23 protein-coding genes are annotated in these 23,538 nt (G+C 62.4%); 6 read left to right on the top strand and 17 right to left on the bottom strand.

Annotation, left to right across the window (positions count from 1 at the left end):
* The first annotated feature begins 33 nt into the window (after positions 1–33).
* Positions 34–942 (top strand): 1-aminocyclopropane-1-carboxylate deaminase/D-cysteine desulfhydrase, encoded by a 909-nt coding sequence (locus HU742_RS16525; RefSeq protein WP_186643188.1) that lies wholly within the window; start codon positions 34–36, stop codon positions 940–942.
* 7 nt (positions 943–949) lie between these two features.
* On the opposite strand, the gene HU742_RS16520 is transcribed toward HU742_RS16525, so the two are convergent.
* Complete coding sequence (locus tag HU742_RS16520) at positions 950–1,498, bottom strand: cytochrome b (protein WP_186636370.1); 549 nt, start codon at positions 1,496–1,498, stop codon at positions 950–952.
* A gap of 187 nt (positions 1,499–1,685) precedes the next feature.
* Positions 1,686–3,092, bottom strand: coding sequence for a type VI secretion system Vgr family protein (locus HU742_RS16515; protein WP_186643189.1), 1,407 nt, complete (start codon positions 3,090–3,092; stop codon positions 1,686–1,688).
* A 231-nt stretch (positions 3,093–3,323) separates the two neighbouring features.
* Between HU742_RS16515 and HU742_RS16510 the strand changes: the two genes are divergently transcribed.
* A complete protein-coding gene (locus HU742_RS16510; protein ID WP_186643190.1) occupies positions 3,324–4,028 on the top strand; it encodes a YebC/PmpR family DNA-binding transcriptional regulator in 705 nt (234 codons plus the stop codon).
* Positions 4,029–4,031: 3 nt separating this feature from the next.
* On the opposite strand, the gene HU742_RS16505 is transcribed toward HU742_RS16510, so the two are convergent.
* The 8 genes from HU742_RS16505 to HU742_RS16470 form a co-directional block, all read right to left on the bottom strand.
* Positions 4,032–5,384, bottom strand: coding sequence for a leucine-rich repeat-containing protein kinase family protein (locus HU742_RS16505; protein ID WP_186643191.1), 1,353 nt, complete (start codon positions 5,382–5,384; stop codon positions 4,032–4,034).
* Positions 5,385–5,641: 257 nt separating this feature from the next.
* The gene (locus HU742_RS16500) at positions 5,642–6,703 is read right to left on the bottom strand and encodes an ABC transporter substrate-binding protein (protein WP_186636361.1); all 1,062 of its coding nucleotides are present in this window, start codon (positions 6,701–6,703) and stop codon (positions 5,642–5,644) included.
* Positions 6,704–6,721: 18 nt separating this feature from the next.
* The gene (locus HU742_RS16495) at positions 6,722–7,837 is read right to left on the bottom strand and encodes an NAD(P)/FAD-dependent oxidoreductase (RefSeq protein ID WP_186636358.1); all 1,116 of its coding nucleotides are present in this window, start codon (positions 7,835–7,837) and stop codon (positions 6,722–6,724) included.
* On the bottom strand, positions 7,834–9,189 hold the full coding sequence (locus HU742_RS16490) for an FAD/NAD(P)-dependent oxidoreductase (RefSeq protein ID WP_186643192.1): 1,356 nt from the start codon (positions 9,187–9,189) through the stop codon (positions 7,834–7,836). Before HU742_RS16490 ends, HU742_RS16495 begins: the two co-directional genes overlap by 4 nt.
* Entirely contained in the window at positions 9,186–9,476 is a 291-nt protein-coding gene (locus HU742_RS16485) for a (2Fe-2S)-binding protein (protein ID WP_186636352.1), read from the bottom strand. Before HU742_RS16485 ends, HU742_RS16490 begins: the two co-directional genes overlap by 4 nt.
* A gap of 7 nt (positions 9,477–9,483) precedes the next feature.
* Positions 9,484–10,278, bottom strand: coding sequence for an ABC transporter permease (locus tag HU742_RS16480; RefSeq protein ID WP_186636349.1), 795 nt, complete (start codon positions 10,276–10,278; stop codon positions 9,484–9,486).
* Positions 10,279–10,284: 6 nt separating this feature from the next.
* Positions 10,285–11,154 (bottom strand): ABC transporter permease, encoded by an 870-nt coding sequence (locus tag HU742_RS16475; protein ID WP_186636346.1) that lies wholly within the window; start codon positions 11,152–11,154, stop codon positions 10,285–10,287.
* On the bottom strand, positions 11,151–12,176 hold the full coding sequence (locus tag HU742_RS16470; protein ID WP_186636343.1) for an ABC transporter ATP-binding protein: 1,026 nt from the start codon (positions 12,174–12,176) through the stop codon (positions 11,151–11,153). The genes HU742_RS16475 and HU742_RS16470 overlap by 4 nt, the downstream gene beginning before the upstream one ends.
* A gap of 243 nt (positions 12,177–12,419) precedes the next feature.
* On the opposite strand from HU742_RS16470, the gene HU742_RS16465 reads away from it, so the two are divergent.
* The gene (locus tag HU742_RS16465; protein ID WP_186643193.1) at positions 12,420–13,256 is read left to right on the top strand and encodes an IclR family transcriptional regulator; all 837 of its coding nucleotides are present in this window, start codon (positions 12,420–12,422) and stop codon (positions 13,254–13,256) included.
* Positions 13,257–13,271: 15 nt separating this feature from the next.
* Here the strand turns inward: HU742_RS16465 and HU742_RS16460 are convergent, their stop codons facing one another.
* Together HU742_RS16460 and HU742_RS16455 are read right to left on the bottom strand one after the other, a co-directional pair.
* Entirely contained in the window at positions 13,272–14,024 is a 753-nt protein-coding gene (locus HU742_RS16460) for an anti-sigma factor family protein (RefSeq protein WP_186643194.1), read from the bottom strand.
* The gene (locus HU742_RS16455; RefSeq protein WP_186636334.1) at positions 14,021–14,527 is read right to left on the bottom strand and encodes a sigma-70 family RNA polymerase sigma factor; all 507 of its coding nucleotides are present in this window, start codon (positions 14,525–14,527) and stop codon (positions 14,021–14,023) included. Before HU742_RS16455 ends, HU742_RS16460 begins: the two co-directional genes overlap by 4 nt.
* Before the next feature lie 167 nt (positions 14,528–14,694).
* Here HU742_RS16455 and HU742_RS16450 point away from each other — a divergent pair, with 167 nt between their 5' ends.
* Both HU742_RS16450 and HU742_RS16445 read left to right on the top strand, forming a co-directional pair.
* Complete coding sequence (locus tag HU742_RS16450; RefSeq protein WP_186636331.1) at positions 14,695–15,777, top strand: catalase family peroxidase; 1,083 nt, start codon at positions 14,695–14,697, stop codon at positions 15,775–15,777.
* A complete protein-coding gene (locus HU742_RS16445; protein ID WP_186636328.1) occupies positions 15,774–16,310 on the top strand; it encodes a cytochrome b in 537 nt (178 codons plus the stop codon). Before HU742_RS16450 ends, HU742_RS16445 begins: the two co-directional genes overlap by 4 nt.
* A 48-nt stretch (positions 16,311–16,358) precedes the next feature.
* Here the strand turns inward: HU742_RS16445 and HU742_RS16440 are convergent, their stop codons facing one another.
* Positions 16,359–17,510 (bottom strand): M14 family metallopeptidase, encoded by a 1,152-nt coding sequence (locus HU742_RS16440; RefSeq protein ID WP_186643195.1) that lies wholly within the window; start codon positions 17,508–17,510, stop codon positions 16,359–16,361.
* 489 nt (positions 17,511–17,999) lie between these two features.
* Positions 18,000–18,341, bottom strand: coding sequence for a DUF6124 family protein (locus tag HU742_RS16435; protein WP_186643196.1), 342 nt, complete (start codon positions 18,339–18,341; stop codon positions 18,000–18,002).
* Positions 18,342–18,469: 128 nt separating this feature from the next.
* Between HU742_RS16435 and HU742_RS16430 the strand changes: the two genes are divergently transcribed.
* Complete coding sequence (locus tag HU742_RS16430) at positions 18,470–19,117, top strand: LexA family protein (protein ID WP_186636324.1); 648 nt, start codon at positions 18,470–18,472, stop codon at positions 19,115–19,117.
* Positions 19,118–19,145: 28 nt separating this feature from the next.
* On the opposite strand, the gene HU742_RS16425 is transcribed toward HU742_RS16430, so the two are convergent.
* Genes HU742_RS16425 through HU742_RS16415 form a run of 3 tightly spaced genes read right to left on the bottom strand, consistent with a single transcriptional unit; the run spans position 19,146 to position 23,532 of the window.
* Positions 19,146–21,095, bottom strand: coding sequence for an acetyl-CoA carboxylase biotin carboxylase subunit (locus tag HU742_RS16425; protein WP_186643197.1), 1,950 nt, complete (start codon positions 21,093–21,095; stop codon positions 19,146–19,148).
* Entirely contained in the window at positions 21,095–21,910 is an 816-nt protein-coding gene (locus HU742_RS16420) for a gamma-carboxygeranoyl-CoA hydratase (RefSeq protein ID WP_186643198.1), read from the bottom strand. Before HU742_RS16420 ends, HU742_RS16425 begins: the two co-directional genes overlap by 1 nt.
* A 14-nt stretch (positions 21,911–21,924) precedes the next feature.
* Positions 21,925–23,532, bottom strand: coding sequence for a carboxyl transferase domain-containing protein (locus HU742_RS16415; protein ID WP_186643199.1), 1,608 nt, complete (start codon positions 23,530–23,532; stop codon positions 21,925–21,927).
* Between the last annotated feature and the right edge of the window lie 6 nt (positions 23,533–23,538).

Below are 23,538 nucleotides of genomic sequence, written 5' to 3'. Positions count from 1 at the left end.
AGATGCTGGCCTGTTCCCCCTCGGCCTGCTGCGATGTTTCTCCCCGCCCTTGATTGGCAACCTGAACCGCGCCTCGAACCCCTTCACTTGGACTGGCTCGCCCGTGCCAATGTCGAGGTGGCGGTGTTGCGCCTGGACCAGATCGATTCGCTGGTCAGCGGCAACAAGTGGTTCAAGCTGCTTGATCATTTGCGCGCTGCCCAAGAGGCCGGTGCCGAAGGCGTCATGAGCCTGGGCGGCGCTTACTCCAATCACTTGCATGCACTGGCCGCGGCGGGCGAGCGCTTCGGTTTTGCGACCGTTGGACTGCTGCGCGGCCATCCCCAGGACACGCCAACGGTGCTCGACCTGAAAGTGTTCGGCATGACGCTGCATTGGTTGGGATACGAAGGATACCGAAGACGGCATGATCCGGATTTCTGGGCGCCCTGGCAGGCGCAATATCCGAGGTTATGGCCGATACCCGAAGGGGGCTCTGGGTTGCCTGGCGCCAAAGGCTGCATGACGTGGGCGACCAGCGTCAGCGCTCAGTTGAAAGGGTTGGGTTGGGACGATTACCACGGTTGGTGGTTGCCCTGCGGCACCGGAACGTCGCTGGCGGGCCTGGTGCTGGCTGAAGCTGGCAAGCGTCCCGTCTATGGTGTCCTGGCAGTGCCCGAAGACCATGGGGTGAAGCCGCAGGTCGAAAAAATCGTCGAGGCAGCGGGGCTTGCCGATCCGCTGTATGAACTGCTCGATGGCAGCCGGGGCGGATTTGCCCGGGTGGATGCCGACCTCATAGCCTTCATCGAAACCACCCATGTTATCGAGCTGGAGCCGTTGTACACCGGCAAGGCGTTGATGTTGCTCAAGGCTCGGGTCGAGGCCGGGATGTTTGCACCCGGCACCCGCTTGATCTTCGTTCATACCGGCGGCCTGCAAGGCCGCCGGGGACTTGCGTGACCGGTCGTCAACCGCGCTTGGGCATCATCCGCAGCAGCGTGTTATCGCGCACCACATAGTGGTGATACAACCCCGCCACTGCGTGCAGGCCAATCAGCCAATAACCAATGGTGCCGCCCAGCACATGCCAGCCTTCCAGCTGCTTGGCGAAATCCTTGTCCTGATCGATCAGCAGCGGCAGATCGAAGCCGTAGAACATCACCTGGTGCCCTTCGGCGCTGGTGATCAGCCAGCCCAGCAGCGGCATGGCGATCATCAACAGGTACAACGCCCAGTGCATCAGGCGCGCCAGGAAAGTTTGCCACCCAGGCGAAGCCGGAAAAATCGCCGGCGCCTTGCCCATGCTTCGAGCGAAAAGGCGTAGCCAGACCAGCGCAAACACAGTCAGGCCGAGCATGAAGTGCGCTTCCTTGATCAGGGTTCGACCGCCACTGCCCTTGGGGAAAATACCGCGGAACTCGATGCAGGCATAAACCACGGCCAGCAGCACCAGCATCAACCAGTGCAATGTGACCGTGACGGTGCTGTAGCGGTTCTCGGAATTTTTCCAGGGCATGCGAGTATCTCCAGCCATCAGGGTAAAGCGCTGTCTGGGCAGCGTCATGCATTCACTGTAAGCCCGTTTCGCTGGGTTTGCATGAGCCAGGTCAACTCGCGTCCATGAATTTACAATCCGTTCATGGCCAGTTGCGGCCAATGCGGTCGAAGCGGCGATAGCACGCTTGCCAGGATCTGATAGCGCCTCAAGGCGAGGCGTCCGGTGGGTTCATGAGCCAGTCGAACAGCAAGCCCACCTCTTTGCCGCCTGGCTCCGACGGGGGCGCCGGGGATGAGCCATCGCTGTTCAGTCCCGAATTGGACATTGCCGGGCACAGTACTGGCCGGTCGGGATCGCCCTCGAGAAAACTGACCAATACTTCACTGCCGGCGATCAACCGGGAACGCTCGTCAGGCGCCTGCCACGACACTGGCAAGGTGATTGCTTCTTCGGCCGGACTCCAGAGACACACCTCGACCTGGCCATGCTCATCGGGCCAGGCCGGCTGGCCGGCCGGGCCGAGCACGTAGGCGACGTGATAACCGGGTATGCGCGGCCTCGGGTGCTTCAGGGGTGGCCGGAACACAGCGGACCAGGGTATGGCGGAAAACCGGTTGCGGTAGTTCCGCTCGGGCGGCGTGGCCGGCAGGTTCGTTTCAAGAATGGAAAACTGTCGTCCGCGATGCTGGACCTCGACAATCAACCATTGGTCATTGAAGGCCGATATCGGGTGATTGCAAATCTGTGCGATATGACCGCTGCGCAGCGCCGGCTCGATGGAATGGCCGTGTATCTCGCCGTGTCGATAGCGCAACCGCTCAAGGCTGCGGCCACCGGCCTGAAAACGATGAAGCTGCGCCGGATCTTCACGTATCCCTTCGCCGGCCGCGCCTGTGGCGAGGGCAGTGTGCGGGGCGGATTCGGCAGGTGCTCGGTCACGGAATCCGGCGGGAGGGCCTGCGGTTATCGAGCGATGCCGTTGGTATAGCTGCTTGAGCGTCGCGCGCCGGTCCGCATCCGGGCGCATGACCAGCTCAACCGCCTGCGCCGGGAAGCTTATGGCGTCCTCGGCAAATACCGCGACATGTCCCCGGGCGTTGTGTTCGAAGTGATAATGGATGCCTTCTTCCTCGCACAACCGCTGTAAAAGCGTCAGATCGCTTTCCTCATATTGAATACAGAATGGGCGACTCGGATAACGCCCGTGCGGCAGCTCAAAACGATAGCTGTGGGAAGGCACCGCATTTTCCTCTAGCAGACGCTGCAAAATCTGTACGACACTGAGCCGATGGAAAACCCGACGCCGCGGGCCCTGGTCCAGTTGCTGGAGGTAGGGAACCAGCGTCAAGCGGTAGTCGACCTGGTGTGCCGTGTCAGCGGCCAGGCTGACGCTGTGCACGATTCCGTGGACCCCTGACGCTTCACTCAGGCGCAGGAAGGCCACTTGTCCGAGCAACGCGTCGGGGCTGATCGGCGGCACCAGGCCAATCAGGTCGAGGTCGAAGCGGTACGGCTGATTCAAGGCCTCCCGGCCGTTGAGCCTGAGGACTTGCAGGCGCATATCGCTTTCGATGATCGTCAGGCTGAAGGGGTATTCCGTATCGTTGCGCATTGCAGCCCATACTTGCTGAGAGAGAGGTGCAAAGGGTACGAAACCCCAGCGTGCAACGCTGTCCCCGAATCGCTGTTTCAGAAACGCCCTACAGCACAACGGGAAAATGTCGATTCAAGACTGGCTGCGACGGGAGCGATTTTTTGGTCGATCAGCCGGTATAGGCCGTATAAACTTGCGCCACAGCGCCGGCCGGCAGATGTCTCGGCGCGTCAGACAAGAGAGTGAGTAATGGGCGCACAGTGGAAGGTTAAACACAAAGAAGCGGCTGCCAACGCCAAGGGCAAGATCTTCGGCAAATTGGTGAAGGAGATCACCATTGCCGCGCGCAACGGCGCTGACGTCGCGACCAATGCGCACCTGCGATTGGTGGTCGAACAGGCGAAAAAAGCCTCGATGCCCCGCGAGACCCTGGAGCGTGCGATCAAGAAAGGCTCCGGCCAGCTCGGCGAAACCGTGCAGTACCATCGCGTTACCTACGAGGGGTTCGCGCCCCATCAGGTGCCGCTGATCGTCGAGTGCGTGACCGACAACATCAACCGTACCGTCGCGGAGATTCGCGTTGCGTTCCGTAAGGGACAGCTCGGCGCGTCGGGTTCGGTCGCCTGGGACTTCAACCACGTCGGCATGATCGAGGCCGCCCCGGACAGCCCCGACGCCGATCCGGAAATGGCCGCCATCGAGGCCGGTGCCCAGGATTTCGAGCCGGGCGAAGATGGCGCAACGTTGTTCCTCACTGAACCTGCCGACCTCGATGCTGTGCAAAAGGCATTGCCGGAGCAGGGCTTCACGGTGTTGTCGGCCAAACTGGGCTATCAGCCGAAGAACCCGGTCAGCGGCCTGACCGACGAGCAGATGGCCGAAGTCGAAGCCTTCCTTGAAGGCCTCGATAACCATGACGATGTGCAGGACATGTTTGTCGGCTTGGCCGGCTAAGCATTACCCGCGATTTCCTCTGGCGAGGGAGTTTGCTCCCTCGTCACGTTCGCGCAGTAAGCCTTCAATCTCATCGAACCCCGGCCGTTCCAGCACCTCCGGCTGACAGCAGCGCGCCTGCAGATCCTGCAACGTCGCCAGCTCCTCAGCACTGAGCGCCGGTTCGATCCGCGCCAGCAACTCCCCCAGCAAAATCCCGAAGGCCCGCACCTCGATGCGCTGCAGTGCGCGGGTCTGTACGTTGTCCGTGGTGGCATGGAAAGACGCCGCGCCAAAGTCTCCGAGCAGGCAGTCGCCCTGGTCATTGCAAAGGATATTGTGCCCGTACAGATCACCGTGGGTAATGCCCTGGCGATGCAGGTGCGCCGCCGCCGATGCAATGCCCCGGGCGATGCGCAACGCCACACCGGCGTGCAGCCGCAGCTCATCGTCATACACGTCGCGGGTACAGGACGTCAGGCTCGGTAGTCCGGCCAGGTTGTAGTAATCGGGGCCGACCAGCGTCATCACCAGCCCAGCCTGTTGCTCGGGATGGCCGTCGATCTGGCCCAGCACCCCGATCAGGTTAGGGTGGTGACCGGCTGTGATGCAGGCGTGCATTTCATGCAACGGGGAGCCGTCGCTGGTCATCTGACCCTTGTACAACTTGACGGCGACGTTTCGCGCGACTTGGCCGGGCGGTTGCCACAGCGCTTGATGAATCACGCCTGAAGCCCCTTCGCCCAATAAAGCTTGCAAGCTCAGTTGCGACCAATCGACAGGCGTGGCGCCATGAAGTGCGGCAGCCTCGGCTTGGGCTTCCAGTGGATTGCCGGCGTAGGCCAGCCAACTGAGGCTGGGCATCCGCAGCAGCCACGACGGCAGTTCGTCCAGTTGGTTGGCGGCGATGCGCAGCAGTTCGAGGCGCTGACACTGGGCCAGGCTCCCGGGCAATTGGCGAAGGCGATTGCCCGCCAGCATCAACTTTTGCAAGTGCGGACGGTGGCCCAGCTCATCCGGCAGTCGGCTGATGCGGTTGTCGGTCAAGATCAGCCAGCGCAGCAGGGGCGGCAAGGCGGTGCCGGCCACGCGTTCGATGCGATTGGCCTTGAAGCCGATCATGGTCAATGCGCTACAGCGCCCCAGGCATTCGGGCAGTTCGGTGAAGCGGTTGTCCGAACAGAACAGGATGCGCAGGCGCGTAAGTCGATGCAGATCGTCGGGCAGCGTATCGAGCTGGTTGCCGCTCAGGTCGAGGATCTCGAGCGAGTCTGCCAGGTCGAAAATTTCCTGGGGAAAGTCGGTCAGTCCGCAGGACAGCTTCAGCCGGGTGATGCCCGACAGTTGGCCGGTGCGCAGTTGGGTGAGGGTGTGCATGGGTGGGGTCGCATAAGGGCCATGAGGGGAGCGCAAATATCGAACTCGGCACCGAACCCGTGGCGAGGGAGCTTGCTCCCGCTGGGCTGCAGGGCAGCCCCAAAAGCTGCAACTCCATCAACCTGACACACCGAGGTGCCAGATTCGGGTCTGCTTCGCAGCCCAGCGGGAGCAAGCTCCCTCGCCACGGGGATCAAGCGCCGAGTTCGTTGGCGTTGTTGGCCCGCATGATAAACAAAAAGACCGGCGCCTGTTGCCTAGCGCTCGATGCTACGGTTCCACCGGGCATTCCAGGCCGGACGCTGTTCGTTGACCTGATCCCAATCCACCGCGATCGCGGTTTCCAGGTATTGCTTCATTGCTTGCACCTGGCCACCGGTCTTTTCGGTGGTCGGGGTGTTGGGGTTGGAGGGGATCTGGTCACCTTCTTCAAGGGCGATGGCCTGGGCTTCGGGCGTCAGCAGGAAAGCGGCGAGCTTCTGCGCCAATTCAGGTTCGCTGTTTTTCGCAACGGCGCACTCGGCGACGTTCAGCACCACCGCGCCTTCCTTCGGTTGCGCGTACTCCACCGGCATGCCCTTGAGTTTCAACGCGGTCACTTGGGTTGGCGTCAGCGGGAACAGCGCCGCTTCGTCCGTTTGCAGCATTTCGGAAATTTTCGCCGAGCTGGGGATGTACTCCAGCACATTGCGTCCGATCGTGTTCGGCCAAGCCTTGAAGCCTGGCTCGACGTCGGTTTCGCTGCCGCCCTGGATCCGGTTGAACATCAGGAACCCGTGCAGGCCGAAGGTGGACGAAGCCATGGATTGGAACACCACTTTGTCCTTGAAGCGCGGGTCGGCCAAATCCATCCATGAAGTCGGCGCGCTCCAGCCTTTTTCCTTGAACAGCCGCGTGTTGTAGGCCAGCCCGGTGACCCCGAGGCTTACCGCAACGGCCTGATCCTTGATACGCCCCTTGGCCGGAATCTGCGCCAGGGGCGGGCTGTCTTCCAGCTTGTCGCACAGGCCCATGGCGATGGCGCGGTACATGATGCCGTCGTCGAGGAACATCACGTGCATCTGCGGATTGCCTTTGCTCGCCTGGACTTTTGCCAGGATGTCCGCAGAGGTGCCGGGCACGATCACCACTTTGACATTGTTTGCCTTCTCGAAAGCCGGCAAGACCTTGTCGGCATACAGCCGCTCCATGGTGCCGCCGTTCATGCCCAGGTAGAGCGTCGGCTCGGCCAACGCCTGGGTGACCGGGAGCAGGGCGCCCAGGCAAGCGGAACCCAGCGAGCAGAAACCGAACAGTGCACTGCGTTTGACGTTATTCATTGGCGCGACCTTCCTCTATCAAGCAACGGAGATGGAGTGAAACCGGGTGATGGAAAACGCATCCAGCGGCGTGGTTGAGGCGCCGCTGCAGATGATCTCGGCGAGCGCCTGGCCCACCGCCGGGCCGATCTGGAAACCCGCGCCGGCAAAGCCGAACGCGTGCAACAGACCGGGTTGGGTGCTGCTGGGACCGATCACCGGTTGGCGATCGGGTAGATAACCTTCGGTGCCGCTCCAGGTGCGGATCGCCTGGGCGCCTTTGAGGAACGGATAGAGCTCGACGGCTTGGCGCAGGATCTCGACGACGGCGTTCTGGCCGGGGCGGGCACGGGCATCGTCCAAGGCGAAACCCTGACCCCCGCCCAGTACGCAATTGCCACGGGCGACCTGACGCGCATAGATGCCGCCGCCCTCGACGCCGGTGCTGGCGTCCATCACCAAGGGCAGCGGTTCGGTGACCAGCATCGCCGGATGACCGGCGTGCATCGGTACCGCTTCGCCAAACTGCGCGGCGAACCGGCTCGCCCAGGCCCCGGCGCAGTTCAGCAGCCACGGCGCGCGCAGTTCAAGGCCGGTTTCGGTCCGCACGGCAAAGCGCTGGCCGTCGTGCGTAACGCTGCTGACCGGGCATTGTTCGTGAACCTGTGCGCCATGCCGGCGGGCGGCCTGGGCAAACGCCGGCGACACCAGGCGTGGATTGGCGTGGCCGTCGCCAGGGCACAGGGAGGCGCCGACCGCGACGCTGCCGACCCAGGGAAAACGCCTGCGCAGTTCGTCGCGATCCAGCAACTGCAAATCAAGGCCGAAGCCCTGGCTGCTGGCGGCATAGTCGTGCAATGCCCGCAGGTCATCGAGGCTGCGGGCGAGCTTCAGATGGCCGCTGCGCTGATACTCACCGTCGATGCCAATCAGTTGTGGCAATTGGCCCCAGATTTCATGGGCGCGTTGCGACAGCGGCAGCTGCGACAATGGCCGGCCCTGACGTCGCACGCCGCCGTAGTTGACGCCACTCGAATGCGCGCCACAGAAATCCCGCTCCAGCAGCGCCACGCGACGTCCGGCCTTGCTCAGGAACAGTGCCGCCGAGGCGCCGACGATGCCACCGCCGACGATCATCACGTCCACTTCGATCATGGCTCGACCTCCAGGCCAAACGGCACGGGCTTGATCGGTGCCTGCGCCCGCAGGCGACCGATCTGATCGACAGTGCGCGCACTTTCACAGGCGATGATTTCCGCTGCCGCGGCACCGCACATCCGTCCCTGGCAACGGCCCATGCCGACCCGGCAATGGGCCTTGACCCGGTTGATCTCCCAATGGCCTTCGCCGACGACCCGACGAATGTCGCCAACGCTGACTTCTTCGCAGCGGCAGATCATCAGATCGTCGGCGGCACCGCTTGCCCAGTCCTCGGGAAAGGCAAACGCGCGCTCCAGGCCTTGCCGGAAATGGCCGATGCGTTCGAGGGATTGTTCCAATTGCCCGCAACGTTGCGGGTCGATCCGGTAACCGAGGTCTTCGAGCAACGCCAGGGCCGCCCGTTCGCCCGCCATTTCGGCGGCGTCTGCGCCCATGATGCCGGCGCCGTCACCGGCCAGGTAAACTCCCGCCGCGCTGCTGCGACCCGCGTTGTCGCGTTGCGGCAGCCAGGCGCGATTGAGCGGGCTCCAGGAAAATTCGCAGCCCAGCAGATCGGCCAGTTGGGTTTCGCTGCGCAAGCCATGGGCGAAGGCGACCGCATCGCAATCGAGTACGTGCTGGCCTTTTTTGTTTTGCCATTGCAACGACTGCACTCGACGTTCGCCGTCGATGCGCGAAAGGCTCGCGCCTTGGTGCACAGAGACGCCATGGGCCGTCAGCCAGGCGCGGTAGTAAATCCCCTTGGCCAGGGTCGCCGGTTGAGCGAGCAGGCCGGGCAGGGCGCGGGCCTGGGCGTTGAACGGGGAGCTGTCGAGTACCGCGACCACGTTCGCGCCGGCCTTGGCATATTGGTAAGCCACCAGATACAGCAGCGGTCCACTGCCCGCGAACACGATGCGCTCACCGATGGCGCAGCCCTGGAATTTCAGGGCGATCTGCGCCGCGCCCAGGCTGTACACCCCCGGCAGGGTCCAGCCAGGGACCGGCAGGATCCTGTCGGTGGCGCCCGTTGCGACGATCACGCTGGTGTACGCCAGGCGAGCGGCGCGGCCAGCGTGCAAGGTGTCCAGCTGTCCGGCCTCGGCATTCCACACCAAGGTGTCGGGGCGGTAGTCGATCCGTTCGCGCAATTCATCCACGGCTTGGTGAATGGCGCTGGCCTTGCGCGCTTCGAAGCCGTAGAGCTTGGCCGGCGAGCGCTTGAAGTGGGCCGGCTGGCGCCGGTAAATCTGCCCGCCGCCGCGTGCGGCTTCGTCGAGCAGGATCGGGTAGATGCCGTGGCCAACCAGCGTCTGCGCGGCACGGATACCGGCAGGGCCGGCGCCGATGATGGCGATGGATTTCATAGCTGGCGTCCCGGTTCGCGGCTGATCTGCTGGCCGGCTTCGAGCAGGGTCGAACAGGCGCGCACGCGGCGGCCGTCGCCCAATCGGACCCAGCAATCCTGGCAGGCGCCCATCAGGCAGAAACCGGCCCGGGGCTCGGCGCTGAAATCACTGCCGCGCAGGTGTTCGCTGCTGGTTAGCACGGCGGTCAACACGGTATCGCCGAGCAGGCCGCTGGCCGGTTCGCCGTCAAGGGTGAAGTCCAGGGCCGGGCGGTCGCCTTCGGCCAGTCGTTTCAGCAGCGCCATGGTGCCCTCATTGTTTGCCTACCAGGACCCGGTCCAGGCCGTAGACCCGGTCGAGCAGAATCATGGTCAGCGCGGTGAGCCCGATGACCAGCGCCGACACCGCCGCCATCATCGGGTCGATGGATTCGGTGGCGTAGACGTACATGCGCACCGGCAGGGTTTGCGTGGCCGGCGAGGTGACGAAGATCGACAGCGTGACCTCATCGAAACTGTTGATGAACGCCAGCAGCCAACCGCCAGCCACGCCCGGCAGGATCATCGGCAAAGTGATTTCCCTGAACAGCGTGAAACGTCCGGCCCCCAGCGATTGCGCCGCCTGTTCGGCGCTACGATCCAAGCCGATGGCGGAGGCCAGCACCAGGCGCAACACATACGGCGTGATCACCAACACATGGGCGAAGATCAACCAGGCGAAGCTGCCGTTCACGCCCATCAGTGCGAACAACCGCAGCAGCGCCACGCCCAGCACCAGGTGCGGAATGATGATCGGCGAAAGAAACAAACCGTTGAAAAAATCCCGTCCGGGAAACTCCAGCCGGGTGATCGCCAACGCCGCCGGCACCGCGATCAAGGTCGCCAGCGAGGCTGCACAGAACGCCAGGATCAGGCTGTTGTAGAAGGCATCGACGAAGTCCGCGCGCTCGAATACGGCGCGGAACCAGCGCAGGGAAAATTCCGTGGTGGGCAGGCTCAGGGTGTTCTCCGGGGTGAAGGCGACCAGGCAGACCACCACCAGAGGCGCCAGCATGAACATCACCACCAGGGTGTGAAACAACAGGGCGAAAGGACCGTTCCTGGACATGGTGAATTACCCCAATGACTTCTTGTAGCGGCCTTCGATCATGCGGTTCCACGACAACATGATCAGCAGGTTGAGCAGCAACAGCGCGACGGCAATGGCTGCGCCCATGGGCCAGTTGAGCTCCGACAGGTACTGGTCGTAGATCAGCGTGGCGACCATCTTCAAGCGCCGCCCGCCGAGCAGGCCCGGGATGGCGAAGGAACTGGCGGCGAGGCCGAACACGATCAGCGTGCCGGACAACACGCCGGGCATGATCTGCGGGAGCACCACTTTGCGGATCACCGTGAACTGGCTCGCACCGAGGGAGAGCGCGGCTTGTTCGGCAGCCGGGTCGAGCTTTTGCAGCGAGGTCCACACCGGAATGATCATGAACGGCAACATCACGTGCACCAGGGCGATGACCACGGCGAACGGCGTATAAAGAAGCTTCATCGGCGAGCCGCCCAGGGCCTGCAGAGTCTGATTGACCAGGCCATCGGCACCGAGCAGCAGGCTCCAGCCGAAGGCCCGCACCACCACCGATATCAGCAGCGGCGTAAGGATCAGGATCAGGAAAATCGAACGCCAAGGCGCGCCCATGCGGCTGAGGATGTAGGCCTCGGGTACGCCGATCACCACGCACAAGACGGTGGTCAGCGCGCTGATCCAGAACGTGCGCAGGAAGATTTCATAGAAATACGGGTCGCCCAGCAGGCTGGTGTAATGCTCGAAGGTGTAGGCCTCGCTGTTGATGCCCGAGCCGTAGTCAAAGACATTGAACGACAGCACCAGTGTCAAACCGAGGGGAATCACCAGCAGGCCCAGGTACAAGGCCAGGGCTGGGGCCGACATCAAATAGCCTTGGCGGCCCCGGCGCATCGCGTCGATCAGTTTCATGCCGGCACCTCGTCCACGCTCAGCACCCGCAGCAGCGCAGGATCCCAGTCAAGGCCAACCACGGTGCCTTCGCTCAACGGCGCTGAGCCGTCGTTGCGGCGCACCACGCTGAGCTCGCCCAGTGGCGTGGCAACGCTGTACAGCCATTGGCTGCCGAGGAAAAAGCGGCTGGTGAGGGTGCCTTGCAGTCGGCCCGAACCGGGGGCGCACAGGTCGATTTTTTCCGGACGCAGGCTCAGGGTCAGCTCGCCTTGGCCGGTGCTGCTGACCTGCGCAATTGCGGCGCTGTCACGCGTACCGGGCAGCAGGTTGGCTTTGCCGACGAACCCTGAGATGAACTCGGTGCGAGGGTGTTCATAAAGGGTGTAGGGCGCGTCGATCTGGGTGATGCGCCCAGCCTGCATCACCACGACCCGGTCGCTGATCGACAGCGCCTCGGACTGGTCGTGCGTCACCATCAAGGTGGTAATGCCGACTTCGCGCTGGATGCGGCGGATCTCGAACTGCATTTCTTCGCGCAGGTTGGCGTCAAGGTTGGACAGCGGTTCATCGAGCAGCAGTACCGGCGGTTCGATCACCAACGCCCGGGCCAGTGCCACGCGCTGGCGCTGGCCGCCGGAGAGTTCCCGTGGGTAGCGCTCGGCATGCAGGTCCAGGCGCACCAGCTTGAGCACCCGATCGACCCGCGACTGCAATTGGGCACCGGGTACTTTGCGCATGCGCAAGCCGAAGGCGACGTTGTCCTTGACGGTCATGTGGGGAAACAGAGCGTAGCTTTGGAACACCACGCCCAGGCCTCGGCTGGCGGGTTTGGCGTGGGTGATATCGCGTCCGTCCAGCAGGATACGACCGCTGCTGGCTTCAACGAAGCCGGCGATCATTTGCAAGGTCGTGGTCTTGCCGCAACCAGAGGGGCCCAACAGCGAAACGAATTCACCTTTCTCCACCGAGAGGTTGGTGGCCACCACGGCATCCAAGTCGCCGTAACGTTTGCTCAAGTCTTCAAGTTGCACGAAAGCCATGACTGCGCTCCACCTGAGATTGTTATGCGTCGCCGCAAGGCGCGCTTTTTTATGGGCAGATACGAAAGGGTGCTGCGGGGTGCGTTGGCGCTCGACCTCAAGTCGGCTGCCGCTGTTGTTCGAATCGCCCCTGTATGGACGCAGAGTAGGACGAAGACTAGGATGGGCTCAATGGACTATTTCACTGAAGCGATGACTATTTTCATTTTCATTCGGTGAGTAAATTATCTAACGAGAAAATACATGCCTGATTCCACTGAGCGGAATAACGAAAAAGGTGAAGTCGGTGTCGGCTCGGTCTCGCGGTTGTTTGCCGTGCTGCGCAGCCTCGGGGAGACCGTTGAAGGCGGGGAGCGGGTGACGCAACTGGCCCAGCGCATCGGCTTGTCACAACCGACCACGCACCGCTTGCTGCGCAGCCTGATGGACGAAGGCATGGTCGAGCAGGATGCGCGCAGCAAACGGTATCGCCTGAGCCTGGACTTCTTCGCCCTGGCGGCCCGTGCGGGCAACACCGGCAACCTGCGCGAACTGGCCAGGCCTGCCATGTTGCGGCTGTCGGCGTCATTGGGGGATTCGTTGTTTCTGCTGGCGCGCTGCGGCTTCGATGCGATTTGCCTGGATCGCAGTGAAGGTCCGTTTCCGATCCGCACCTTCACGGGCGACATCGGCGGTCGAGTGGCCTTGGGCGTGGGGCAAGGCAGCCTGGCGATCCTGGCGTTCCTGCCGGAGGAGGAACGCGAAACGGTGATCCATTACAACCTGCCGCGACTCAAGGATTTTCATTTGTACGATGAAGTCTTCCTGCGCACGGAAGTCGAGAACGTCCGCACGCTGGGTTACGCCGGGCGCAACACCGGCGTGCTGCAGGGCATGGCCGGGGTGGCGGTGCCCATCCTCGATCGTGAAGGCCGGGCCGTTGCAGCGTTGAGTGTGGCGACGATCAGCGACCGGCTCGGGCCGGATCGCCTGCCGACGGTGGTGGAGATGCTCAAGCGCGAAGCCGCCGTGATCGGGCCGCGAATCAACCCCTTCGACCCACTGCTGCGCAGGCCTTCGCAGGTGTTCAGGCAGGCGTAAGTCGCGGTTCTGAACTCAGAAGTCCAGCGTCTGCTTGAGCTTCTGCGCGGCGGGCGTATCGCTGGGGATGACTATCGCGTAGTTGTACCCCGGGCCGGACCAGTATTGCGCCTGCAATTCGCCGTCGCGCCGACTGCCACGGGGCAGCAGGAAGTTTTTCGGGCCTGGTGGGCGCACGTAGAAGCTGATCTTCTGGCCGCTCGGGTCCTGATAAATCACCATCGCCGCCGCGCCTTGTTCGGTGCTGAGCAATCGCCCGCTGACCGGCTTGAAGCCCGCTGCCGAGAGGTCCGGCAGGCGATCAGCCTGGGTGAAGTAACGGTCGAGCCAGCCCTGCATGCTCTGTTCGTCGCCCGTCTGGTAATCGGCTGGGAGGATGCCCTGCTGGGCGATCAACCGATATGCCTGCAAGGCGTCAGCCATAGGCGCGGCGGCGCTCAGCAGAGTCATTTGCCGTGCCTGCCAGCCACCGAATCCGCCCACCCCGACGGCCAGCACCAGCACTGCCGCGCTGGCGAGGTGGCGACGGGCGCGATGCCTCAGGCGTTGACGGATGATCGCCGGGTCCAAGTCTGGATTGGGTGGCTGTTGCAAGGCTGCGCTCAGGGTCGCGCGCAAGTGTTGCGCGTCCTGTTGCCAGGCCTGCACGCGCTTGGCGGCAGCGGGGTTTGCGGCCAGGTAGGTTTCCACTCGCCGCTGGTCGTCCTCGTTCAATTGATGATCGACGTAGGCGTGCAGGTCGTTGTCACTGGGAGGCATGCTGATCATTTGAGTATCCGCAGGGCAGGGCGGGCAATTTCGCCTTCGCTGAGTTGACGCAACTTCTGGCGGGCGCGGGACAGGCGCGACATCACGGTGCCGGTCGGCACGCCGAGGATGTCGGCGACTTGCTGGTAGCTCAAGCCTTCCACCGACACCCACAACAGCAGCGCGCGCTGTTCGGTGGGCAGTTGATCGAAAGCCTGGAGTGACGATTGGGCGATGACGCTGCGTTCGGCCGAAGGATGTGCCTCGTCGCGGCCGGTGAAGAATTCCAGCATGCGCGCGTAACGTCGGGAGCGGCGGTGGGCATCGAGGAATTGCCGATAAAGAATCGAAAACAGCCAGGCTCGAAGGTCGCCGTCCGGGCGCTTGTCGTTCCACTTTGACAAGGCCCGTTCCAGGCACGCCTGCACCAGGTCATCGGCATTGCTGGGATTGCGCGTCAGGGACACGGCAAAGCGTCTCAGCCGTGGGATGAGCAGGCGCAACTGGTCGTCGAGTTCATTCATGGGCGAGCGGCTTCGTTGGGCAGTCACTGTGTGGGGACTGGAAAGACGATCCAGCCGCGAGATTATTCCAGCGCAGGAAAAATAAATACGGAGCGTGGGAATAAACCCGTCGGGCTTTCGTCTGACGGGTCTTGTCCATAAACGGCCTTGTGCCATGGAGTCTGCAAATGGTTGACCCTTCCTCCGAACCGAGTCGGCCGCCATTGAGCGGCGCCAGCCTGACACTGCGCCTGACGGGCATTGCGCTGGTCGTTGCCGCGCTGGCCGGGGCGTTTGCCTACGTCAATGGCACCCTCGACCCACAACGCCTGACGCCCAAGGCTTTGGTCAACGTCTTGGAAACGAACAATGGGGTTCATCCGGGCTTTCGGCGCAATCACTCCAAAGGCGTCTGTGTTGCCGGTTATTTTGAAAGCAGCGGCGAGGCGCGCACTTACTCCAGCGCACGCGTGTTCAATGATGCGCGGACGCCTGTGGTCGGCCGTTTTGCATTGCCCAGCGGCAATCCTTACGCACCGGACGGCAGCGTGCCGATCCGCAGCCTGGCGCTGCGTTTTACCCAGGCCGACGGTCAGCAATGGCGCACGGGTATGAACAGCATGCCGGTGTTCCCCGTGGGAACGCCCCAGGCTTTCTACCAGTTGCAACAGGCTCAATCGCCAGACCCGGCCACGGGGAAACCGAACCCGGCAGCCGTGCCCGCGTTTTTTGCCGCGCACCCTGAGGCGATGCCGTTCCTGCAATGGGTCAAGACCGCGAAACCCTCGGCCAGCTACGCCACCGAAACCTATAACGGCATCAACGCATTCTATCTGGTCAACCCGAAAGGTGAGCGCCAGGCCGTGCGCTGGGGTGTGCAGCCGATGAGCCAGGATGCTGCAGATGCGGCGCCTCCCCAAGGCGCCGATTTCCTTGAACAGGACCTGACGAAACGCTTGGCGGCCGGACCACTGCGCTGGCAGTTGAACATCACCTTGGCCAACCCGGGCGATCCGGTCGACGACGCCAGCAAGGTCTGGCCTGATGACCGCAAGGTGATCAATGCCGGCACCTTGGTGCTGGAGCGTGCCCAGGCGCAGGACAAGGGTGAATGCCGCGACATCAACTACGACCCGTTGATTCTGCCCAAGGGTATCGAAGGCTCTGACGACCCGTTGCTGGCCGCGCGCTCGGCTGCCTATGCCAGTTCTTATCTGCGACGTACCAGCGAAGTCGGCCAACTGCCCGCCGCCCAGGAGTCCCGCCAATGAACGCCCCCCGACATTTCACAGCGCTGGCCCGGCTGCTGCATTGGCTGATGGCCTTGATGATTATCGCGATGTTGTTCATCGGCGCAGGCATGGTTGCCTCGGTGTCCGAGCGCCATGAATGGCTGCTGCAATTGCACAAACCCTTGGGCATCGCGATTCTGCTGTTGGTGATGGTGCGCCTGGTGGTGCGCTTCACCACACGCACGCCGCCGCTTCCGGCTGATCTGCCGGGTTGGCAGGCGTTGGCGGCCAAGGCTTCGCATGTCTTGCTGTACGCGTTGATGCTGATTCTGCCGCTGTTGGGCTGGAGCATGATTTCGGCAGCGGGAGATCCGGTGATGCTCAGCGAATCGCTTCGGTTGCCCTCCATCCTGCCAGCGGATGCCCAGACCTTTGCGTTGTTGCGCAAGGCCCATGGTTACCTGGCGTATCTGCTGTTCCTGACGGTGCTGGTGCACCTGGCGGCGGCGCTTTTTCACGGCTGGGTGCGCCGGGATGAGGTGCTGGACAGCATGTTGCGCGGCAAGAGCTGACGCATGATCCGTGGCGAGGGGGCCCGCTCCCGCGCCACGGGGATCGAATCAGCGCAATTCGTCGACCATGTCCTCGATTGTGCTCAAGACGTCCTTGCCCAGCTGCATCGATCGCTTGCCGGACCAACCGGTGCGTGGGTCCGGGTGATCGTCGTGATCCTTGAACGGCATTTCCAGGGTCAGGGACAGGCAGTCGTACTTTTGGCCGACGGCATTGCAGGCCAGGGTCATGTTGGCCTGGCCCGGTTCGTCGCGTGTGTAGCCGTGGGTGGTCTGGAAGTCTTTGGTCTGGCGCTTGAGATGGCTGCGAAAGCGTTCTTCGAGCCCGGCGATGCGTGGCGTATAGCCTGGGTTGCCTTCACAACCGGCGGTGAAGACGTGGGGAATTTCTTCATCGCCATGAACGTCGAGGAACAGGTCGACGCCGTACTTTTCCATCTGCTGCTGTACGAAAAACACCTCGGGGCTGGTTTCCGGATTGGCGTTCTGCCACGCCCGGTTGAGGTCCTGGCCCTTGGCATTGGTGCGCAGATGACCGTGGAAAGCGCCATCCGGGTTCATGTTCGGCACCAGGTACAAATCGGCCTTGGCCAGCAACCGGTTCAATTGCGCATCGTCCTGATGCTGGAGGCGTTCGATGACGCCCTCCATGAACCACTCGGCCATGTGCTCGCCGGGATGCTGTTGGGCGATGATCCAGACTTTGCGCCGGCCTTCGGTACCGCTGCCTTTGCGCAGTAATTGAATATCGCGCCCTTCGACGCTTTTACCCGTTGCCAACAGCTCGGTGCCGGCCTTGTGCAGGGCCTGTTCGATCAGCCAGTCGTGACGCCCGCGGCTGTAGGGTTCGAAGTAGGCAAACCAGGCGTGCGGCTGTTCGGCTTCCAAGTGGAAGCGCAGGGCGTCGCCCTCGAATTGGGTAGGAATACGGAACCAGTTGACGTGATCATAGGAAGCGACGGCCTGGTAGCCGGTCCATGCCTGGTTGTAGGCCGATTGACTGGCATTGAGCAGGCGAAAGGAATATTCCTGGCCGACATGCAAGCCGCTGGCCTTGAAGTGGAACCACTGGAAATGCGCGCTGCGGGTGTCGGGCCTGATCTTCAGCAGCGATTGCAACGGGTTGCTGATGTCCACGACCTCAATGTTGCCACTGTCGAAATTGGCGCTGATATCAAACGAGGATTTTGCCACGGTCACGATTCCTGCAGAGGATGTTCATGGCCGTTACTTTACACGCTGGGAAAGGAAAACCGGGACGATTTGCACGTTGGCACGAGGGGGCGTCCTCCCTGGACGCGAAGCCAGATTAGAGCGTCCCTGATTGATTCTCAAGTGCTGCCTGTCGATCGTTAACGCGCATGCGGTGCAGGGACTTTTGTTATTGAATGTTCGTTTGCTATCATCGCCGTCATCGAATTTAGCGACATCTGAAGACTTCATTAGCCTGAAGACATAAGCCGAAAAATCGGCAAAAAAAGACCCGGCAAAAAGCCGGGTCAAAAACCGTGATTAGCCTGATGAGGAGATATTCCAGAAGTCCGACCTAAGGTCTTCTGGCCTATCGACTGATCTCGCGACCAGCTGATGCAATAATAATCATTATCATTTGCAAGTCAAATGGTTTTATAGCATCGATTGAAAATTATTTTCCGTGCCCACGTTCGTGGCGCCCGGTCCTGGCGGCACCTAGCGAGCAGGGTAACCGTCCAATGAGCGGTCAAGCATGACCTTGACCAGATCAATCATATGCACCACCGAAAACGCCAGGTCGCGGCTCGAACCCGTGAGTTGGCGGGCGGATTCGTTCGCGGTGGCGGCGGCGCAGCGCAGTAGGTCGCAGGCATGCACCAAGGCCTCTTCGCCGCTGATGTTACGGTTGACGTCGAAGAAGCGATGTTCGGCCTGGGCGTCGGTAATACTCGGTTTCAAGTAGTAATCCAAGGCGCGTTGAGCCGCTGGGCAATCCTGAAAAGAGGGAAATGTGCCGTCGGAAGGTATTGTGGGCTCGTTTTTGTTGGGCGTTTCCATGGTGTCGAGTTTCTCCGTGCAGGTTTGGAATCCTGAGCCCAGCTTAGTACGCGACGTAATTGTGACGATAAATTAAATACTACAATTCGTGTTTTGATGGGCGTGGCCATCCACGTATCGTGCCGCTCATGGATAAATGGATAGAGTTGGTCAAGGCCAAGATGAAGGAGCTGCACATCACGCAGGTGGTGCTTGCAGAACGTTTGGGAATGTCTCAAGGCGGTGTCGGCCATTGGCTGACCAAGCGCCGGCAACCCAGTCTTGAGGACATGAACAGGGTGCTGCAGGAATTGGGACTGGAGTTCCTCGAGGTGGCAATGGTCATCCGCGAGCCGGATACCTCCACCGACGAAGGCATGGCCCTGGCGCAGAAGTACAACCCGTACTTCCGCTACCCAGTCAGCGACTGGCGCGACATCACTGTCGTTCGCGAAGGTGATCAGGCTGACTACGGACAGTCCCGCTACGAACTGACGGACTACCATGCCAAAGGCGATGCATTCTGGCTGGTGGTGGTGGGCGACGCGATGACCGCGCCGAGCGGGCTGAGTATTCCCGAGGGCATGTCGATCCTGGTCGACCCGGCCATTGAAGCGGCGCCCGGTAAATTGGTCGTCGCTCAATTGCCCGGAAGCAGCGATGCGACCTTTCGCAAATTGATCGAAGAGAGCGGTCAGCGTTACCTGGTCCCGCTCAATCCTACTTACCCGAAAACCCTTTACACCGAGCAATGCCGCATCATCGGCGTGGTCGTGCAAGCCACCATCAGGTTCTGACTGGATCGGCCCGGGAACGGGCCGATGCCTATTCCTCGAGCGCCACCAGCGCGCTGCCTTCGCTGACCATTTCGCCTTCCTGGCAATACAGCGCCTTGACGATGCCGGCCTTGGGCGCACGGATGCTGTGTTCCATCTTCATCGCTTCCAGCACCACCAGTTGCGCGCCAGCCTCCACCGCCTGGCCGGCACTCACCAATACCCGAACGATGCTGCCGTTCATCGGCGCGACCAGCCCGCCCTGATGACTGTGGCTTGCTTCGGCCGCGGCCAATGGGTCATAGGCATCGACTCGATGCAAGTCGCCTTTCCACCGCAGGTACAGACTGTCGCCCTGGCGAATGGCGCGATGGCTGCGACGCAGGCCGTTGTGCTCGATGACCAGATGCTCATTCCCGAGTTCGGCGCAACGGGCGGTAACGTCCAATGTCACGGCGCGATCCTGGCCGTCGCAGCTCAAGTGCAGAGTGATTTCCCCAGGCAGCCCCAGACGCAGCCCGGCGGTATCGGCCCAGGGGGAATTGACATCATCGGCTCGGACACGTGGCGTCAGGCTCAAGGCGAAGCCCTGGGCCGCTGCGTGCCAGAAGTCGTCGTCCAGTTCGCCAGGTTCTGGCAGTAATTGCGCCTGGTAGCGTGGGATAAATCCCGTGTCCAGCTCCGCCGCCGCGAAAGCGGGGTGAGCGATGATGCGACGAAGAAAGCCGATATTGGTTTTCAGCCCGCCAATAGCGAACTCGTCGAGCATCGCCAGCAGCCGCAAGCGCGCCTGTTCGCGGTTCTCGCCCCAGGCGATCAGCTTGCCGAGCATCGGGTCGTAGAACGGCGAAATCTCGTCGCCTTCTGCAATCCCGCTGTCGACCCGCCGGCCTTCTCCTTTGGCGGACTCCCGATACAGCGACAAGCGCCCGGTGGCTGGCAGGAAGTCGTTGGCAGGGTCTTCGGCGTACAGCCGTACCTCAATGGCATGGCCGCGCAACGGCACTTGTTCCTGAGTAATGGGCAGCGGCTCACCCTGGGCGACGCGGATTTGCCAGGCCACCAGGTCCAGCCCGGTGATGGCTTCGGTGACGGGATGCTCCACCTGCAGCCGGGTGTTCATCTCCATGAAGAAAAATTCGCCCCGCGAATCCAGCAGGAACTCCACCGTGCCCGCCCCGACATAGCCGATTGCCTGGGCGGCACGCACGGCGGCTTCGCCCATCGCCCTGCGCGTCTGCGCACTCAGCCCGGGAGCCGGTGCTTCCTCCACGACTTTTTGATGCCGACGCTGGATCGAGCAATCGCGTTCATTCAGGTACAGGCAGTTGCCGTGCTGGTCGGCGAACACCTGGATCTCCACGTGACGCGGCTTGAGCAGGTATTTTTCCACCAGCATCCGGGCATCGCCGAACGAAGATTGCGCTTCACGCTGGGCTGAGGCCAATGCTTCGGCCAGCTGGCTGACGTCCTCGACGACCTTCATGCCTTTACCGCCGCCGCCTGCGGTAGCCTTGAGCAGTACCGGGTAGCCGATGCGCTGGGCGGCATCGCGGAATGTGTCCAGGTCCTGGGCTTCACCGTGATAGCCGGGCACCAGCGGCACGCCAGCGGTTTCCATCAAGGCCTTGGCCGCGGATTTGCTGCCCATGGCGTCGATGGCCGAGGCGGGCGGGCCAAGGAAGATCAGCCCGGCTGTTTCGATAGCCCTGGCAAACGCGGCGTTCTCCGAGAGAAAACCGTAGCCTGGATGAATCGCCTGGGCGCCACTGGCTTGGGCCGCGGCGATCAGCTTGTCGATTTGCAGGTAGCTGTCGGCGGCCTTGCTGCCACCGAGGTCGACGCGGATGTCAGCTTCGCGGCTATGCCGTGCGTCACGGTCGGTGGCGCTGTGCACGGCGACGGTGGTCAGGCCCATGGCCTTGGCGGTGCGCATGACGCGGCAAGCGATCTCACCGCGGTTGGCGACCAGTAGCGTGGTGAGGACAGGGGCGCTCATCAACGCGGCTCCTTGTTGGTTGGCTCGGGTTGCCAGTTCGGCGCGCGCTTTTGCAGGAAGGCTCGCAGACCCTCCTGGCCTTCGGCGCTGACACGTATCCGGGCGATGGCGTTTTCGGTGTAGCGTCGCAACGCCGGGGTGAGTGCGCCGTTGCCGACTTCGCGCAACAGTTCCTTGCTGGCGCGCATCGCCGCCGGGCTGTTGAGAAGCAGGTTGTCGATCCATTGCCCGAGCTGACTGTCCAGCGCCTCGGCCGGGTAACTTTCCGACAATAAACCGATCTCCTTCGCACGTTGTCCGCCGAAGCGTTCCGCCGTCAGGGCATAACGTCGTGCGGCCCGTTCGCCGATGGCTTGCACCACGAACGGGCTGATTACCGCAGGCGCCAGGCCAATGCGCACTTCGGACAGGCAGAACTGCGCTTCGTCGGCGCCGATGGCCATGTCGCAGGCGCTGATCAGACCCAACGCGCCACCAAACGCTGCGCCCTGGACCACGGCGAGCGTCGGAATCTTCAACTTGGCGAGGTTGTACATCAACTCCGCCAGCTCCCGGGCGTCGTCGAGATTGGTGTGGTAATCAAGTTCGGCGGACTGTTGCATCCAGGCCAGGTCAGCGCCGGCGCTGAAGTGTTTACCCCGGCCACGGATCAACAGGAAACGCAGGTTCGAATCGCCGCCGACCTGGTCCAGGGCGAGGATCAACTCACGGATCATTTCGGCGTTGAACGCGTTGTTCTTCGACTCACGGCTGAGCCACAAGGTGGCGAATCCGCGCGGGTCGGTGTGCAGTTCGAGCGTGTTGTACTGGTTCATGGGTGTTTCCCCGGTTACATCCGGAACACGCCGAAGCGGCTCGGTTCGATGGGTGCGTTCAGCGACGCGGACAAGGCCAGGCCCAGCACATCACGGGTTTGCGCTGGGTCGATGACGCCGTCGTCCCACAGCCGTGCGCTGGAATAGTAGGGATGCCCTTGTTCTTCGTACTGGTCGAGAATCGGTTGCTTGATCTCGGTTTCCTGGGAGGCGCTGAATGACTGGCCGCTGCGTTCGGCCTGCTCACGCTTGACCTGTACCAGCACGCCGGCCGCCTGTTCGGCGCCCATTACGCCGATTCGTGCGTTCGGCCACATCCACAAGAAGCGCGGATCATAGGCGCGTCCGCACATGCCGTAGTTACCCGCGCCGAAACTGCCACCGATGATCACGGTGAATTTCGGTACCCGGGCACAGGCCACGGCGGTGACCAGTTTCGCACCGTGCTTGGCGATGCCGCCGGCTTCGTATTTCTGGCCGACCATGAAACCGGTGATGTTTTGCAGGAACAGCAGCGGTATCCCGCGCTGACAGGCCAGTTCGATGAAGTGCGCGCCTTTCTGCGCCGCCTCGGCGAACAGGATGCCGTTATTGGCCAGGATCGCGACGGGGTAACCGTGCAAGTGGGCGAAGCCGCACACCAGGGTCGTTCCGAACAGTGCCTTGAATTCATCGAACACCGAACCGTCCACCAGTCGCGCGATGACCTCGCGGACATCGAACGGCTGCTTGGCGTCGGCCGGTACCACGCCGTACAGCTCGTCGCTAGAATACAGCGGGGCGATGGGCGTGCGTTGCTGCACATCGCCAAGCTTGCGCCAGTTGAGGTTGGCCACGCTGCGGCGGGCCAGCGCCAGGGCGTGTTCATCGCTGTCGGCGTAATGGTCGGCGACGCCGGAAATCTTGCAGTGCACATCGGCACCGCCCAAGTCCTCGGCGCTGACCACCTCGCCAGTCGCCGCTTTTACCAACGGTGGGCCGGCAAGAAAGATCGTCGCCTGCTGGCGGACCATGATCGCCTCGTCGGCCATCGCTGGCACGTAGGCGCCACCGGCGGTGCAGGAGCCCATGACCACGGCAATCTGCGGGATGCCTTGGGCACTCATGTTGGCTTGGTTGAAGAAGATCCGGCCAAAATGCTCGCGGTCCGGGAACACTTCGTCCTGGCGTGGCAGGTTGGCGCCGCCGGAATCAACCAAATAAATGCACGGCAGGCGATTTTGCTGGGCGATGGTCTGGGCGCGCAGGTGTTTTTTCACCGTCAACGGATAGTAGGAGCCACCTTTGACCGTCGCATCGTTGGCGACAATCATGCATTCGATGCCTTCCACGCGGCCGATGCCGGCGATCACGCCAGCAGCCGGGACGTCTTCGCCATACACCTCGTAGGCCGCCAACGGACTGATTTCGAGAAAGGGTGAACCCGGGTCCAGCAAGCGGTTGATGCGTTCGCGCGGCAGTAGCTTGCCCCGGGAGGTATGCCGTTCCTGCGCCTTGGGGCCGCCGCCTTGCTGGACGTGCGCGAGCAAGGTGCGCAGCGCCTCGACCTGTCCGAGCATGGCATCGCGGTTGGCGATGAACTCCGGCGAGCGTGGATTGAGCTGAGTGTGCAGCGTGGCCATGGTCAG

Origin of the sequence: Pseudomonas marvdashtae (assembly GCF_014268655.2) — a bacterium.
In the GTDB taxonomy this organism is placed as follows: Bacteria; Pseudomonadota; Gammaproteobacteria; order Pseudomonadales; family Pseudomonadaceae; genus Aquipseudomonas; species Aquipseudomonas marvdashtae.
This window is presented reverse-complemented; position numbering and strand designations above follow the sequence as displayed.